General features: G+C 69.5%; 12 protein-coding genes. 6 read left to right on the top strand and 6 right to left on the bottom strand.

The features are described from left to right. Nucleotides 1-6 precede the first annotated feature (6 nt). The 3 genes from AC06E9_RS17080 to AC06E9_RS17070 all read left to right on the top strand — a co-directional run bounded on the left by AC06E9_RS17080 (nucleotide 7) and on the right by AC06E9_RS17070 (nucleotide 2649). Nucleotides 7-1590: a DNA recombination protein RmuC gene (locus tag AC06E9_RS17080; protein ID WP_152152812.1), complete on the top strand. Its 1584-nt coding sequence runs from the start codon at nucleotides 7-9 to the stop codon at nucleotides 1588-1590. An 85-nt stretch (nucleotides 1591-1675) separates the two neighbouring features. Further along, on the top strand, nucleotides 1676-2032 hold the full coding sequence (locus tag AC06E9_RS17075; RefSeq protein ID WP_152152814.1) for a hypothetical protein: 357 nt from the start codon (nucleotides 1676-1678) through the stop codon (nucleotides 2030-2032). 56 nt (nucleotides 2033-2088) lie between these two features. Further along, complete coding sequence (locus tag AC06E9_RS17070) at nucleotides 2089-2649, top strand: glutathione peroxidase (RefSeq protein ID WP_121043679.1); 561 nt, start codon at nucleotides 2089-2091, stop codon at nucleotides 2647-2649. Between the two features lie 57 nt (nucleotides 2650-2706). Here the strand turns inward: AC06E9_RS17070 and AC06E9_RS17065 are convergent, their stop codons facing one another. The 6 genes from AC06E9_RS17065 to AC06E9_RS17040 all read right to left on the bottom strand — a co-directional run bounded on the left by AC06E9_RS17065 (nucleotide 2707) and on the right by AC06E9_RS17040 (nucleotide 6851). Next, on the bottom strand, nucleotides 2707-3708 hold the full coding sequence (locus AC06E9_RS17065) for an MlaA family lipoprotein (RefSeq protein ID WP_478056495.1): 1002 nt from the start codon (nucleotides 3706-3708) through the stop codon (nucleotides 2707-2709). A 1-nt stretch (nucleotide 3709) separates the two neighbouring features. After that, nucleotides 3710-4021 (bottom strand): STAS domain-containing protein, encoded by a 312-nt coding sequence (locus AC06E9_RS17060; RefSeq protein ID WP_282260646.1) that lies wholly within the window; start codon nucleotides 4019-4021, stop codon nucleotides 3710-3712. Next, on the bottom strand, nucleotides 4011-4673 hold the full coding sequence (locus AC06E9_RS17055; protein ID WP_121043669.1) for an MlaC/ttg2D family ABC transporter substrate-binding protein: 663 nt from the start codon (nucleotides 4671-4673) through the stop codon (nucleotides 4011-4013). Before AC06E9_RS17055 ends, AC06E9_RS17060 begins: the two co-directional genes overlap by 11 nt. Beyond that, nucleotides 4670-5197, bottom strand: a complete 528-nt coding sequence (gene mlaD / locus AC06E9_RS17050; protein ID WP_019183994.1) for an outer membrane lipid asymmetry maintenance protein MlaD — start codon at nucleotides 5195-5197, stop codon at nucleotides 4670-4672. The genes AC06E9_RS17055 and mlaD overlap by 4 nt, the downstream gene beginning before the upstream one ends. 116 nt (nucleotides 5198-5313) lie before the next feature. Beyond that, a complete protein-coding gene (locus tag AC06E9_RS17045) occupies nucleotides 5314-6063 on the bottom strand; it encodes an MlaE family lipid ABC transporter permease subunit (RefSeq protein ID WP_019183993.1) in 750 nt (249 codons plus the stop codon). Then, nucleotides 6063-6851: an ABC transporter ATP-binding protein gene (locus tag AC06E9_RS17040; RefSeq protein WP_019183992.1), complete on the bottom strand. Its 789-nt coding sequence runs from the start codon at nucleotides 6849-6851 to the stop codon at nucleotides 6063-6065. The genes AC06E9_RS17045 and AC06E9_RS17040 overlap by 1 nt, the downstream gene beginning before the upstream one ends. 224 nt (nucleotides 6852-7075) lie before the next feature. Here AC06E9_RS17040 and recC point away from each other — a divergent pair, with 224 nt between their 5' ends. Genes recC through recD form a run of 3 tightly spaced genes read left to right on the top strand, consistent with a single transcriptional unit; the run spans nucleotide 7076 to nucleotide 15953 of the window. Continuing rightward, entirely contained in the window at nucleotides 7076-10423 is a 3348-nt protein-coding gene (gene recC / locus AC06E9_RS17035) for an exodeoxyribonuclease V subunit gamma (protein WP_478056494.1), read from the top strand. Continuing rightward, complete coding sequence (recB, locus tag AC06E9_RS17030) at nucleotides 10420-14061, top strand: exodeoxyribonuclease V subunit beta (protein WP_478056493.1); 3642 nt, start codon at nucleotides 10420-10422, stop codon at nucleotides 14059-14061. The genes recC and recB overlap by 4 nt, the downstream gene beginning before the upstream one ends. After that, nucleotides 14058-15953 carry an exodeoxyribonuclease V subunit alpha gene (gene recD, locus AC06E9_RS17025; RefSeq protein WP_478056492.1) on the top strand — a complete coding sequence of 632 codons (1896 nt, stop codon included), beginning with the start codon at nucleotides 14058-14060 and terminating at the stop codon, nucleotides 15951-15953. Before recB ends, recD begins: the two co-directional genes overlap by 4 nt. Nucleotides 15954-15956: the final 3 nt, after the last annotated feature.

The following is a 15956-nucleotide window of genomic DNA, read 5'->3' as shown; positions in this document are numbered from 1 at the left end:
TGGCGCATGCAAACCGAATTCCTCATCCTCGGCGGCCTGGTGTGTGCCGTCCTCGTGCTGCAGCTGCTCGCGCTGCTGCGGCGTTCCGGCAACGGCGGCCTTGAACAGACCCTGCGCGAGGAAGCGCGGGTCGGCCGCAGCGAACTGCGCGAGCAGCTCGAAGGCCTGGGCCGCCAGCAGGATGCCCGGCTGGAAAGTTTCGCGCGCGCGCTGACCGATCTCTCCACCCGTACCGACCAGCGGCTGGACCTGCTGCGCGATGCGCTCGGTGAAGACGCGCGCAAAGCCCGCGAGGAAAGCACGCTCAGCCAGCAGCGCACCGGCGACCTGCTGGCCCTGCGCATGCAGGAAGTGCGTGCGCAGCTGGAAGCGTTCGGGCAACAGCAGCAGGCGCGCATCGAAGCGTTCGGCCAGCAGCTGGTGGAACTGACCACGCGCACCGACAGCCACATGGCCGCGTTGCGCCAGGCCCTGGCAGAAGACGCGCGCCTGGGCCGCGAGGAAACCGGGCAGTCGCAGCAGCGCCTGGCCGAATCGCTGGGCCTGCGCCTGCAGGAGATGACCCAGCGCAACGAGCAGCGTATCGGCGAGATGCGTGCCACGCTCGAGCAGCAGCTCAAGAGCCTGCAGAGCGACAACGCCGAGAAGCTCGACCAGATGCGGGTGACCGTGGACGAGAAGCTGCAGACGACCCTGGAGACCCGCCTGGGTGCTTCGTTCCAGTTGGTCTCCGAGCGGCTGGAGCAGGTCCAGCGCGGGCTCGGCGAAATGCAGCAGCTGGCCACCGGTGTGGGCGACCTCAAGCGCGTGCTGACCAACGTCAAGAACCGCGGCAGCTGGGGCGAAGTGCAGCTGGACAACATACTCGAGCAGACGCTCACCCAGGAGCAGTACGCGCGCGGCGTCAAAGTACGCCCGGACAGCAACGAGATCGTCGATATCGCCGTGCGCCTGCCGGGCCGTGGCCATGAAGACACCCCGGTGTGGCTGCCGATCGATTCCAAGTTCCCGCGTGAGGATTACGAGCGCCTGCTCGATGCGCAGGAGCAGGGCGACGTCGAGGGTGTGCGGGTGCAGGGCGCGCAGCTGGAACGCGCGATCCGCATCCAGGCCAAATCGATCTGCGACAAGTACATCGCGCCGCCGCACACCACCGATTTCGCGGTGATGTTCCTGCCCACTGAAAGCCTGTACGCCGAAGTGATCCGGCGCCCTGGCCTGATCGACCTGCTGCAGCGCGACCATCGCGTGGTGGTGGCGGGCCCGACCACCGTCACCGCGTTGCTCAACAGCCTGCAGATGGGCTTCCGCACGCTGGCCATCGAACAGCGCTCCAGCGAAGTGTGGGGCCTGCTCGGTGCGGTCAAGAGCGAGTTCGGCAAGTTCGCCGGCATCCTGGAAAAAGCCGAGAAGCAGATCACCACGGTTGGCCGCAGCCTCGGCGAAGCCAGCCGCAAGACGCGCACCATCGAGCGCCGCCTGCGCAGCGTGGAAACGCTGGGCAGTGAACAGACCCAGGACCTGCTCGGCGACATGAGCGGCGAGGACGAGGACGTGGCAGGCGACGAGACCAGCCCCGCGCAGGAGTGAACGCCGACGCCGTGCATGCAGGTGATCGCGCATGCTGCGCGGCACGTCTTTTCCCTGCCGTCTTCAACCTTTCAAGGAACCGCCCATGCGTCTGACCCTGATGCTGTCCCTCCTGTTCGCCCTGGCCGGGTGCAGCAGCACACCGCCTGCCGATACCACCGCCGCCACGCCTGCCACGCCCAGCGCCGCCGAATGCACCGCCGCCGGTGGCAGCCTGCAGCCGCTGGGTCGCCTGCAGCGCGTGCAGTGTGTGGTGCCCTACGCGGATGCCGGCAAGGCCTGCAGCGCCAAGGCCGACTGCACCGGCCAGTGCCTGGCCACCGGCGATGCCGCACCGGGAACGGCCGCGCGTGGCGTCTGCCAGCGCGATGTCAGCCAGAACTTCGGCTGCCGCCAGCGCATCGATGGCGGTGTGGCGATGGGCACGATCTGCGTCGACTGACCGCCCCCCGGCACGGCTATGCTGTGCCTCCCCCGATCCAACGCAAGGAACCTGCCGTGAGCCAGACCGTCTACGACATCCCCGTGACCACCATCGAAGGTCAGCCGACCTCGCTGGCCGACTACCGCGGCAAGGTGCTGCTGGTCGTCAACGTCGCCTCCAAGTGCGGCCTGACCCCGCAGTACGAAGGTCTGCAGGCGCTGTACGCCGACAAGCAGGCCGCCGGCCTGGAAGTGCTGGGCTTCCCGGCCAACAACTTCCTGGCCCAGGAGCCGGGTAGTGAAGCGGACATCCAGCAGTTCTGCCAGCTGGAGTACAACGTCAGCTTCCCGATGTTCGCCAAGATCAGCGTCGCCGGTGAGGACACCCATCCGCTGTACCAGCAGCTGACCGCCGCGCAGCCGGCTGCCACCGGCGAAGGCCCGATGCGCGAGAAGCTGCAGGGCGCCGTGGCCAAGTATCCGGAGCTGGTGGTCAACGCCGCCCCGGGCGTGCTGTGGAACTTCGAGAAGTTCCTGGTCGGGCGCGATGGTCAGGTCATCGCGCGCTTCGCCCCGGACGTGCCGGCCGATGACGCACGCCTGGTCGCGGCGATCGACGCGGCGCTGGCGGCCTGATCGGCGGACCCGGAAACACAAAAAAACCCCGCTTCGGCGGGGCTTTTTCGTGGGGGTTCAGTTGCCCCAGTTCGGCATCGGCATCGCATCGACCGGGATCGGTGCGGTGTCGTCGGCGTCCTTGCCGCGCGCGTGCTTGCCACGCAGGTCGTTCTCGATCTGGTAGTTGCGACGTTGCAGCCACGCATCGCGGGTGAGGGCGTACTCGTCCACGGCGTTGTCGCGGATGTCATCCAGCGCCATCAACTGCGATCGCATGTCCACCAGCTGCAGACCCTGAAGACCGATACGAATCTTGTCTTCTTCAATGGTACGGATCGGCGAGAGCGGAATGTCGCCCGCCAGGCCGAACACGTCGCGCACGGTACGCGGGCCGAAGAACGGCAGCTCCACATAGCGCGAGCCGCGCCAGCCCCAGGCACCCAGGGTCTGGCCGAAGTCCTCGCTGCGTCGCGGCACCATCGCCTTGCTGGCCGGATCGAACAAGCCACCCACGCCCAGCGTGGAGTTCATCAGGAACCGCCCCAGACTGTCCCACGCATCGCCAGGGCGACCCTGCAGCACCTGGTTGGTGATGGTCACCGGTGCCCGCAGATTGCTGAAGAAGTTGGTCACGCCGGTACGGGCGAAACGTGGCACCACACGCGTGTACGCAGTGGCAAGCGGTCGTGCCACGGCGCGGTCGACCACGTTGTTGAAACTGTGCACCTTGCGGTTGAAGGGTTCCCAGGGATCGTAGGCCGTACTGCCGCCTTCACTGCCCTCCGCGGTCGGGGCCGGGCCACCATACAGCGCGGCAAAATCGTCCTCGGCATTGGTCGGTGCGGTGCCGCCACTGACTGGCGCGGTGGCCGGGTCGGCGCCGGCCTGCGCAGCGGGGGGCGTCGTGTCGGCGACGATATCGGCCGGTACGGCATCGGCGTCGGCCGTCGCGGTCGTCGGTGCCGTCACGGGGGCGACCTCGACGCTGACCGGTGCGCTGTCGCGTGCGGGTTTGCCGGCACAGGCGCTCAAGGCCAGCGCCAGCACGAGGAGGGGGAGGGTGCGTATGACGTTCATGTCAGCTCGCCGCAGAAAGGGCATGGAAATCCAGGGTGGGTGCCAACCGGTAGGCGGCACTGAGGTCGGTAAAACCGTCCGGGCTGCCGACGATCGTCGGTGGGGTCCCGTCTGCACGCAGGCGTGCGGCCAGCTCGGCCAGCAGCGCCAGACCGGCGCTGTCGAGCCGGCTCACCGCCGCCAGATCCACCTGCTGCACGCCGTCCAGCGCGGTCAGCGAGGGCCACAGAGCCGTCACCGCCGCGCGGTCGAGCGCCCCGCTGAACACCAGCGAGGTGCCGTTGCGCTGCACGCTGGCGCTGTTACTTGCCACGCGGGGCCTGCCCGGCCTGCATGCTGCCGTTGCGCAGTTCGGTGGCGACCTGCTGGATCGACTTCTGGCGCAGCGGGGCGTCGAACTGGGTCTTGAAGGTCTGCACGTAGGAGATGCCTTCGATCATCACATCGAAGATCTTCCACTGGCCGTTGACGTTGCGCATCAGGTAGTCGACCGGGGTCGGCTCGCTGCCGGCGCGGATCAGCTCGGTGGACACGCGCACGCCACGGTTGCCCGGCAGCGGCGACTCGGTTTTCAGGCGGAAGGTCGGCTTGCCCTGGATCTCGAGCAGGGCCGAGCCGTAGCGCTGCATCAGGTTGTCGGCCATCGCATCGGCGAACAGCTTGACGTCGGCATCGGAGGCGCCGCGGCCGTGCACGCCCAGCACGAGGCGGGCGGCGTAGTCACGGTCGAAGGTCTTGTTGAGCTCGCTGTTGATGAAGTCACGCAGCACGGCCGGGTTGGCCCGGAACTCGGTGCGGCGCTGCTGCAGCGAGGTCAGGATGCGGGTGCTGGCGTCCATCACGGCCTTGCTGGCCTGGCCCTGCTGGGCGGCAGCGGCCGCCGGGGCGGCCTGGGCGAAGGAGAGCGAGGGCGTGGCGGCGAGCAGGGCCGAGGCCAGCAGTGCCGGGATCAGGGTCTTTTTCATGGTTGCGGTTCCGTTGCAGGCGCGGGCGCGCCGTTGCCATCGTGGGAGTCAGCGCCACCGGTGTTGGCCGGACCGCTGAACATGTACTTGCCGACCAGCTGCAGCAGGTCCACCGCCGGCTGGGTGAAGACGATCTCGTCGCCGGACTTGAGTACGTCCGGATCTCCGCCCGGCTGCAGTCCGATATAGCTCTCGCCGAGCAAACCGCTGGTGAAGATGCCGGCCGAGGTGTCGGCGGGCAGATCCTTGAACTTGCCGTCGAGCTTGAGGGTCACGATCGAGTCGAACTTCTGGGGATCCAGTTCGATGCCCGAGACCTGGCCGATGGTGACGCCGCCGATCTTGACCGGCGCCTGCTTGCGCAGCTGGCCGATCTGGGTGAAGCGCGCCTTGAGTTCGTAGCCGCTGCCACCGGTGCCCCACCGTTGATTGGTGGAGGCCACGGCCAGCACCAGCAGCGAGGCCAGCGCCAGCAGCAGGAACGCGCCGACGGAAAATTCGAGTCTGGGACCGCGGATGGCCATGGGATATCTCACTGTTCTTTGTCAGGTGCCTGGACAGGTGTCCGGGCGGGAAGTCTTTGCGTACTCAAGCGGGGTACTGGCCAGGGACAACGGCCGTACCGACCCACGGTCGGTACCTACTGGAACATCATGGCGGACAGCACGAAGTTGAAGACCAGCACCAGCAGCGAGGCGTTGACCACCGCACGCGTGGTGGCGACCGAGGTGCCTTCGATGGTGGGTTCGGCATGGAAACCGACATAGGAGGCCACCAGGGCTGCCGTGCCGCCGAAGATCGCCGACTTCAGCATCGCCACGCCGAAGTCGTCCCAGAAGTCCACGCTGTTGCTCAGCGCCGACCAGAACACGCCATTGTCCAGGCCGAGCACGTGCACGGCCTCGAAGTAGCTGGCACTGATCGCCAGTGAACAGAAGATGCCGGTCAGCAGCGGCACGGTCAGTACCGCCGCCCAGAAGCGCGGGGCAACGACCTTGGCGACCGGGTCGATCGCCATCAGCTCCAGGGCCTTGATCTGGTCGGTGGCCCGCATCAGGCCCAGCTCGGCGGCGATCGAGCTGCCGGCGCGGCCGATGAACAGCAGCGCGGTGAGCACCGGGGCCAGTTCGCGGTACAGCGACAGGCCGAGCAGCGTGGACAAGGCATCGGCGGCACCGAAGGTGGTCAGCGTGCGGTAGCCCTGCAGGGTCAGCACCAGGCCCACGAAGGCACCGCCCACGGCGATGATCGGCAGCGAACGTGCACCGATCTTGTAGATCTCGCGGGTCAGCTCGGCCAGGAAATCGGCGGTCGGCAGCGAGCCGCGCAGCACCGTCAGCGAGAACAGGCCGGCGCGACCGAGCGAGCGGGTGGCGTCAACGAACGGCATCAGGCAACCCTCGCACGCGGTGCGGCATCAAACGGGATCGGGCCGTCCGGCTCACCATGCAGGAACTGCCGCAGCAGCGGGTCCTGGCTGGATTCGAGCGCGGCCGGGCTGCCCTGGAACACGATGCCGCCGTTGGCGATCGCGATCACCTGGTCGCAGATCGGCAGGGTCTCGTGCACGTGGTGGCTGACGATGATGCTGGTCAGCCCCAGGCTGTGGTTGAGGCGCTGGATCAGGCTCATGATCACGCCCGAGGCGATCGGATCCAGCCCGGTCAGCGGCTCGTCGTAGATCATCAGCGGCGGGTCCAGTGCCAGCGCGCGGGCCAGGGCCACACGGCGCGCCATGCCGCCGGACAGCTCGCGCGGCCAGGCATCGGCAGCGGCCAGCAGGCCGACCGCGTGCAGCTTCATCTGCACCAGGCGGCGCAATACGGGCTTGGGCAGGCGGGTGTGGGTGCGCAGCGGTAGCGCCACGTTCTCGGCCACGGTCAGGTCGGTCAGCAGGCCGTTGCCCTGCAGCAGCACGCCCACGCTCTTGCGCATCTCCAACAGCGCGCGTGCGCCGGTCGGGATGGGCTGGCCGAACAGGGTGACCTCGCCGGCAACCGGCCGCAGCTCACCGGTCAACGCGGCCAGCAGGGTGGACTTGCCACTGCCCGACGGGCCGAGCACGGCCGTGATGCTGCCGCGCGGAACGGTCAGCGAAACGTCGCGCAGGATCGTACGTCCGCCGCGGTCTATGCGGACGTTGGACAACTGCACCAGACTCTCTTCGGAAACCGTCATGAGCGCCATTAACAAAATTCCAACGTTGTAAGATCGTGGTGAACGGCTGAACATAACCGAACTGCACCGTGCAGTATTGTCGCACGGGCAGGTGAGGGCAGCGCCCCGACGGCCATGCCGTGGGCTGCAACACAGCGTGTCGGGCCGGTACCGGCCACGGCCTTTTCCACGTCCGGACACCGGCCAGCGCTGCGTTCGTGCGCGGGCTGCGGCACACTCCTGCGATGACCGACGCCGCTTCAGACTTCCGCCTGTACCACTCCAACTCGCTCGATGTGCTGGCCGCCCTGCTGGCCACGACGCTGCGCACGCCCGTGCCGGGCCAATCGATCCTGGTGCCGGAGGTGGTCCTGATCCCGCAGGTCGCGATGCGCCGCTGGCTGCAATCGACCCTGGCGGCCGAGTATGGCATTGCCGCCAACCTGGAGTTCCTCACCCCCGGTGAGCTGGTCGCCCGCGCCCTCAACGCCAACGTGCCCGGCGAACATGACGATCTCAATGCCGAGGGCCTGCGCTGGGGGCTGTACGCCGCGCTGCGTGACCCGGTGCTGATGGCGCAGCCGCCGATGGCGGCCCTGCAGGCCTACCTGTCCGCGGCCGATCCGCTCAAGCCGTGGGCGCTGGCCGCCGAGCTGGCCTCGGTGTTCGAGAAGTACCAGGCCTGGCGCCGCGATTGGCTGCTGCGTTGGGAGGCCGGCGCGGCACCGAACGACCCGCAGGCGATCCTGTGGCGGCATATCGCCAGCGGCAAGCAGTACCGTGCGCGCCGCATCGATGCCTATCTCGCCCGTTTCGAGGGCGCTGGCCAACCGCTGCCGCAGGGCCTGCCGGCGCGGGTGTTCGCCTTCGCCACGCTCAACATCTCCCCGGACGTGCTGCGGGTGATGGCCACCCAGGCGCGGGTCGGCACGATGCACTTCTATCTGCCCACGCCCACCCAGGCCTACTGGGGCGATCTGCAGACCCTGGGCGAGAAGCTGCGCAGCGGCGCGCCCGATCCGTTCGGCGAGGCGGCCGGCGAGAACCGCCTGCTGCAGGCCTGGGGCGCGGCGGGCCGCGACTTCATGGCGGTGCTGGGCAGCTACGAGGTCGTGCACCCCTCCGGGGAGATCGCCGCCTACGACGATCCCGAAGAGGACGCGCGCCCGGACATGGACGCCGGCGGCCTGTCCGACAGCCTGCTGCATCGCCTGCAGCGCGACCTGTTCCACCGCCGCGGGCAGCCCGCCGGTCCCCTGCGCGAGGCGCTGCGCTACGACGACCCGAGCCTGCAGGTGCATGCCTGCCATACCCGCCTGCGCGAACTGCAGGTGCTGCACGACCAACTGCGCGGCCTGCTCCAGGACCCGCGCTTCGATCCGCCGTTGCAGGCGCGCGACATCGCGGTGCTGGCGCCGGACATCGATCCCTACGTGCCCTACCTGGAAGCGGTGTTCGGCGGGCGCGGCGGCGGCGATGACCACATTCCCTATGCGCTGGCTGATACCAGCCCGCTGGCGGGTGAACCACTGGCCGATGTGTTCGTGCACCTGCTCGGGTTGCCGGTCTCGCGCTTCGGCTTGAACGAAGTGCTGGATCTGCTCGCCAGCGCGCCGCTGGCCGAAGCGGCCGGTCTGGATGCGGCGGCGTTCGACCGCCTGCACGACTGGCTGCAGGCCGCCGGCGCGCGCTGGGGGCTGGATGCCGCCCATCGCGGCCAGCACCAGGCCCCGGTCGATGACGCCTTCACCTGGCAGTTCGCACTTGATCGCCTGCTGCTCGGCCATGCCAGCGGCAGCGACGGCGATATCGCCGGGGTCGCGCCGTGGCCGGAGCTGGAAGGCAGCGCGCTGGATGCGCTGGACCGCCTGCTCGGCCTGCTGCGGGTGCTGGCGCGCTACCAGAAGGCGTTGGGAGAGGCGATGTCGCCCGGCCAGTGGCGGCAGCGTCTGCTGGCGCTGCTCGATGCGCTGCTGCCGGAGCCGCCGCAGGCCGCCAACAGCCAGCGCGCGCTGGAGCGGCTGCGCAAACTGATCAACGAGTTCGCCCGTGATGCGGATACCGCCGGCTTCGAGGGCGACGTGCCGCCGGAGGTGCTGCGCGCGCATTTCGCCGGCGTGCTCGCGCAGGCCGATACACGTGCGCCGCTGCTGACCGGCGGCGTCAGTTTCGGGCGGATGGTGCCGATGCGCCTGCTGCCGTTCCGGGTGATCTGCGTGCTCGGGCTGAACGATGGCGATTTCCCGCGCCGCGACCCGGCTGCGGGGCTCAACCAGCTCACCGCCGAACTGGGCACCGACAAGCGCCGGCATGGCGACCGCTCGCTGCGCGAGGACGACCGTTTCCTGTTCCTGCAGCTGTTCGCCTCGGCGCAGGACGTGTTCTACCTGAGCTACCTGGGCGCCGATCCGCGCGATGGCAGCGTGCGCGAACCGTCAGTATTGGTCAGCGAGCTGATCGATGCCGCTGCCGAGTACCACCTGGATCCGCGCGCGGCGGGCAAGCGGATGACGGTGCGGCACTCGCTGCAGCCGTTTGCACCGGCGGCCTTCGGTGGCGGTGAGGAACCGCGACGTTTCAGCTATCGCCAGCAATGGCACCCGGCCGCCGGCTCGCTTGGCGGCGCACGGCGTGCGCTGGCGCCCTGGTTCGCACGGCCACTGCCACCGATGGAGAGCGTGGTGGGCGAGGCGGAACTGAGCGTGGATGCGCTGCGTCGCTTCCTCACCGATCCGGCCAGCCAGTTCCTCTCGCAACGGCTCGGCCTGCGCCTGCCCGACGACGTGGACAACGCCGAGGATGTGGAGCCGTTGGTGATGGCGGCGCGCGGTGGCGATACCGTACTGCTGCAGCAGGCGGTGATCGAGGCCACCCTCGACGAGGATGCCGCGCCGTTGTACCCCCGGCTGCGCGCGCGTGCGCTGCTGCCCTCCGGTGCACTGGGGGAGCGTCAGTTCGCGCTGCTGCAGGCGCAGACCGAACCCTACGCACAGGCGCTGGCGCAGTGGCAGGCCGGTACCGCTGCCGGCAGCCGCCGCTACGAAGTGGATATCGACGGGGTGCGTCTGCACGGCCGCGTCGACGGCCTGCATCCGCATGGCCTGGTGCGCCTGCGCCCGGGCCCGCTCAATGGCCGCGCCGCGATCCGCCAGGGCCTGGACTGGCTGCTCGCCAACGCCGCCGGCGACCCACAGCCGCTGGTCCAGTTCCACGACGCGGGCGATGACGGGCTCGGCCCGCACACGCTGCCGCCGCTGGAGGCCGAACGTGCGCACGAGGTGCTGCGCCGCCTGCTGCAGCTGCGCAGCGAAGGGCTGCGCGCGCCGCTGTTGTACGGCCCGTCCACCGGCTGGGTGCTGTACACCGCCGCCGAGGCCAAGCGCGAAGCCGAAGGCCGCGCCAAGTGGCATGGCAGCGACCGGACCTGGGGCGAATCCACCGGCGCGGGCTACCAGCTCGCGCTGCGTGGCCATGATCCGTTCGCCAGCGCGGACAGCTACCGACACGTGCTGCACAACAGCTTCGTGGTGTTTACCGCGGTGCGCGAAGGCCGGGTATTCCCGGGCTTTGATGAGGAAGGAGCCCTGCGATGATCGACCATGACCTGCTCAACGATCCCTATCTGGCGCTGCCGCTGGAGGGCGTGCGCCTGATCGAGGCCAGCGCCGGTACCGGCAAGACCTTCACCCTGGCCACGCTGTTCACCCGGCTGGTGGTGGAGAAGGGCTGGCGCATCGGCCAGATCCTGGCGGTCACCTTCACCGATGCCGCGACGCAGGAACTGCGCAAGCGCATCCGCGAGCGCCTTGCCTTGGCCGCACAGCTGGTCGAGCGCGCACCGAGCGAACAGGACAGCCCGGAGGTCGTCCTGACCCGGGCGATCCTGCACCGCCAGCTCGCCCTCGGCGAAGAAACACCGGCCGCGCTGGCGCGCCGGCTGCAGACCGCGGCCGACGAAATCGACCTCGCCTCGATCTTCACCATCCATGGCTTCTGCACCCGCGTGCTGCGTGAGCATGCCCTGGAGAGCGGACACACCTTCGATCCGCCGACCCTGCTGCCGAGCGAACGCGCGCTGCACGAGGAACTCGCCGCCGACCTGTGGCGCGTGCATGCCAACGACGCGGCCACGGTCGATGCGCTGACCTGGCTGTGGTCCTCGCCCGAGGCGCTGGCCGGCGATCTCACCACGCTGATCAAGCCGTTGCCGTTGCTGCCGGCGCGACCGACCCACACCTTCGACGACCCCGCGCCGCAGCTGCGGCTCGCCGCGGCCGCGCTGGCCGAGGCGATCGAGAGCCACGGCGAAGACGCGCAGGCGCAGATCGCCACCGCCTTCGATCGCAAGGTCTTCGACGGCCGTCGTGCCAAACGGCCGAGTTTCGACAAGGCCTTCGGCGAGCTGTTTGCCGGCCGCAGCGCGCAGCACTGGCCGCGCGGCGACAAGAGCCACCTGGGCAAACTGCTGCCGGTGCAGCTGCTGGCCTTCTGCAAGGACGGCATGGACGGCCAGTGCCCGGCGTCGCCGCTGTTCGATGCGTTGCAGGCCTGGTGGCATGCCGCCGATGCGCGCGAGCAGTGGCTGCGCCAGCAGGCCACCGCCTTCCTGCATGACCTGCGCGATGAAGCGCGTGCGCGCCTGGCCGAGCTCAAGCGGATCGGCCGCGTGCAGACCTACGATGACCTGATCGAGGGCGTCGCCGATGCACTCGACGGCCCGCATCGCGCCACCCTGGTGCAGCAGCTGCGGGCGCAGTACGCGATCGCGCTGGTGGACGAGTTCCAGGATACCGACGACCGCCAGTGGGGCATCTTCCAGCGCGTGTTCGGCGATTCGCGCGAGACCCGCGAGGCCGGCCTGGCACCGGCATTGTTCCTGATCGGTGATCCCAAGCAGGCGATCTACGGTTTCCGCGGCGGCGATATCCACACCTACCTCAAGGCCAAGCGGCAGGCCGATGCCGCGCCCGCGCTGGACCGAAACTTCCGCTCGCGCCCGGCGGTGCTGCACGCGATCGAAGCGCTGTACGCCAATGCCGGCGAACGCGCCTTCCTCGAAGCCGACATCGCCTTCGAGCCGGTGCACCCCGGCAGCACCCGCGTGGATGCGGATTTCCTGCGCGACGGGATTCCCGCACCCGGCCTGACCGTGCGCGTGCTGCACAACACCGAGGCCGGCGATCTCAAGGCCGATCCCTCGCGCCAGCAGGCCAGCGACGCCTGCGTGGCCGCGATCCACCAGATCCTCAGTGAGGCCCGGCAAGGGCGCGCGCTGCTGCGCGACGTGCCGGTACAACCCGGCGACATCGCGGTCCTGGTGCGCTCGCACAAGGAGGCCACGCGCATCCAGCAGGCGCTCGGTGCGGTGGGTATTCCCGCCGTCGCCGCGGGCAAGCAGAGCCTGTACGCCACACCCGAAGCGCACGACCTGCGCCTGCTGTTGCTGGCCCTGCTGCAACCGGCCGATGAAGGACGGCTGCGCGCGGCGCTGTCGACCGTGTTGCTTGGCGAAGATGCCGAGGCGATCGATGCGCTGGAGCGTGAAGGGGATGCACAACGCTCGTTCCAGGTGCGGCTGCTGGAATGGCGTGAGCGCTGGCAGCGCGGCGGCCCGTTCGCGGTGATCGCCGATCTGTGTGCCGAGCACGCCGAGCGCCTGCTCGGCCTGCTCGATGGCGAGCGCCGCTTGACCAACTACCTGCAGCTGGGCGAACTGCTGCAGCAGGCGGCCGGGCAGACGCTGGGCATGCACGGCCTGCTCGACTGGCTGCAGGTGCAGATGGCGCACGCCGACCAGAACGACGAACAGCAACTGCTGCGCCTGGAATCGGATGCGCGCCGCGTGCAGATCATCACCCTGCACAAGAGCAAAGGCCTGGAGTATCCGCTGGTGTTCCTGCCGTTCGTGGGCATCGGGGGTGGCGCGCCGAACACCGAGGCCAACTGCACGGTGTACGCCAATGGCCGCCGTGAACTGCACTGGAAGCTGGACAAGGACGACAGCTGGACCGCGGCCAGCACGCGCAGCGCGCAGGAACAGGAGGCCGAAGACGCGCGCCTGCTCTACGTCGGGTTGACCCGCGCCGAGCACGCGCTGTGGATCGCCGCGGGTGATCTGGCCGGCCTGGCGAAGACCCGCCTGGCACCGATGCTGTCCAACATGGCCGCCCTGCGTGACCACCCGGACATCGCCGTGATCGAAGGCCCGGTGGAGACCCGGCCGGCACAGCTCGCCTTCGAACGCGAGGGCGAACTGCCGCCGGTACGCGCGCTCACCCGCCGCGTGCCGCACGATTGGTGGGTGTACAGCTTCACCCAGCTGGCGCATGCCGATGCGGGCCACGACACCGATGCCGCCGCGACCGAAGTGCCGGCCCCCGCGGCCGACGAACCGGCCGGCGTGGACCTCACCCTGGACGCCGAGCAACCGGCCGTGGCCAGCGACGAGATCGACCCGCGTTTCATGGGCAGCCGCTTTGGCAATGTGCTGCACGATGCGCTGGAGAACACCGATTTCGCGCTGTGGGGCGGCTGGCAGGCCGGGCAGCCGGCACCCGGCGAGGAAGCCGAGGTCCTGCGTGCTTCGCTGCGCGCCGAAGGCTATGCCGAGGAAGATCTGGACGATGGCGTGGCCATGTTGACCGCGCTGGTCGGCCAGACCCTGACCGTGCCCCTGCCGGAAGGCGGCGCACTGCACGACCTGCCGGCCGATGCACGCCGTGCCGAGATCGAGTTCCACTTCGCGATGCAGCCGACCGCCGTTCCAGCGCTGCTGAGCCTGCTGCACGCGCACGGACTGGTGCGTGACCGCCATGGCTTCGGCACCCGCCGGCGGCTGGAGGGCCTGATGACCGGCAAGATCGACCTCACCTACGTGCGCGCGGACCGCTGGTACGTGCTTGATTACAAATCCAATCGCCTGCCCGGCTACGACGCAGCCCGGCTGGCCAGCGCCATGCAACACAGCGAGTACGACCTGCAGGCGCTGATCTACACCGTGGCACTGCATCGCTGGCTGCGCTTCCGGCTGGGCGCGCAGTACGACTACACCCGTGACATGGGCGGCATCCGCTATCTGTTCTGCCGCGGCCTGGATGCAGGCCGCGACGACAGCCCCGGCCTGTACGCGCATCGCTTCGATCCTGCTCTGGTGGATGCGCTGGATGCGCTGTTCGCGGGTGGCGAACACGCCCAGGCCCGCATGGCCGCCCGCGCACGGGGGGACGCATGAGCCTGCTTACCACGCTGTACCGCGGCAATGCGCTGCGCACACTCGATCACGCGCTGGCGCAAAGCCTGCGCAGACTGCGCCCGGACACGCCCGAGGCGGTGCTGCTCGGTGCTGCACTGGCGTCGCTGGCGGTTTCGGACGGGCACGCCGGTCTGGATCCGACCCAGCCGCAGCGCTTGATCGAGGCCGATGTCGACTGGCCCGCGCCCGAGGGTTGGCTGGCGCAGCTGCGCGCCTCGCCGTGGGTGGAGGTGCCGCACGCAGATGACGTGGTCGCCGGCGATGCACCGCTGGTGCTGGAAAACGGGCTGCTCTATCTGCGCCGCTACCGCGAATACGAGCGTCGGCTTGCGCAGGGCCTGCAGCGGATCGCCGCGCATCCGCTGCCCGCGGCCGATCCCGGTACCTTGGCCACGCTGTTCGGCCAGCTGTTCCCGCAGGCCCGCGACGGGATTGATCATCAGGCCCGTGCGGCGGCCGTCGCCCTGTGCCATCCGCTGGTGCTGGTGACCGGCGGCCCCGGCACCGGCAAGACCACCACCATCGCGCGGCTGCTGGTACTGCTGGCCGCACAGGCGGTGCAGGCGGACCAGGCATTGCCACGGGTCGCGCTGGCCGCGCCGACCGGCCGTGCCGCCGAGCGCATGGCCGAGAGCCTGCGCCTGGCCGTGCAGCGGCTGCGGCTGGTCGGCATCGCGCCGGCCCTGTGCGATGCGATGCCGAGCACCGGCACCACCCTGCATCGCCTGCTCGGGGTGATCCCGGATTCGCCGCGCTTCCGCCATCACGCCGACAACCCGCTGCCGTATGACGTGGTGGTGGTGGACGAGGCCTCGATGATCGATCTGCCGTTGATGACCAAGCTGGTCGAGGCGGTCGCCGATGGCAGCCGGCTGGTGCTGCTCGGCGATCCGGACCAGCTGCCCTCGGTGGAAGCCGGCGATGTGCTCAGTGCGATCCTGCGCGCCAGTGGCGATGGCCTGGGCACCCAGGCCGACGACGCGCAGGCATTACGCGCGCTGCTTGCGCCCGCGGCGCTGCAACCGCTGGCACCGCCACGCCGGTTCGCGGGCCGGCGCGTGCAGCTGCAGCGCGGTTACCGGCAGACCGACGCGCTCGATCTGGCGCCGCTGGCGCATGCCGTGCGCGAGGGCAACAGTGCCACCGCACTTGCCCTGCTACGCGTGGGCACGCTGGCCGGTGTGCACTTCCACGAGGACCAGAGCGACCCGCTGCAGCATCATCGCGAGCATCTGCTCGGGCATTGGCGTGGCCTCGGCGAAGCCGCCGATCCCGGTCAGGCGCTGGCCAATGCCGGCCGCATCCGCCTGCTCACCGCCGTGCGCGAAGGCCCCCAGGGTGCACGCGGGCTCAACGCGCGCATCGAAGCACTGCTGGCCGGTGTGCCGCGGCCGGGCATGGCGCCGGGCTATTTCCACGGTCGGCTGCTGCTGATCACTGAAAACAGCTACCGGCACCGCCTGTTCAACGGCGACATCGGCATCTGCCTGATTGATCGGCACGGCAGCGTCACGGCATGGTTCCCCGGCGAGACGCCGGACCAGCCGCGCGGCTTCCACCCGGGTGCGTTGCCCGCACATGAGAGTGCGTTCGCGATGACCGTGCACAAGGCACAGGGCTCGGAGTTCGATGAGGTCTGGCTGCAGCTGCCGCGGCGCGACAACCGCGTGCTGTCGCGCGAGCTGATCTACACGGGTATGACCCGTGCGCGGCAGTCGCTGCACGTGCTCGGCAGTGCGGAAGTGTTGGAGGCCGCCCTGGCGCGGCATGCCAGCCGTTTGTCGGGCCTGGCGGCACGCCTGCAAGGCGGCCAGGGGGGCGCAGTGGCCGACGCCGTCGTGACGGCGCCGGCCCAGGGGCAGTTGTTCTAGCCC

It is taken from the genome of Stenotrophomonas sp. Steno-Z10-BAI (assembly GCF_056393115.1).
Note: the sequence above shows the minus strand (reverse complement) of the source record. Positions and strands in the feature narration are given on the sequence as shown.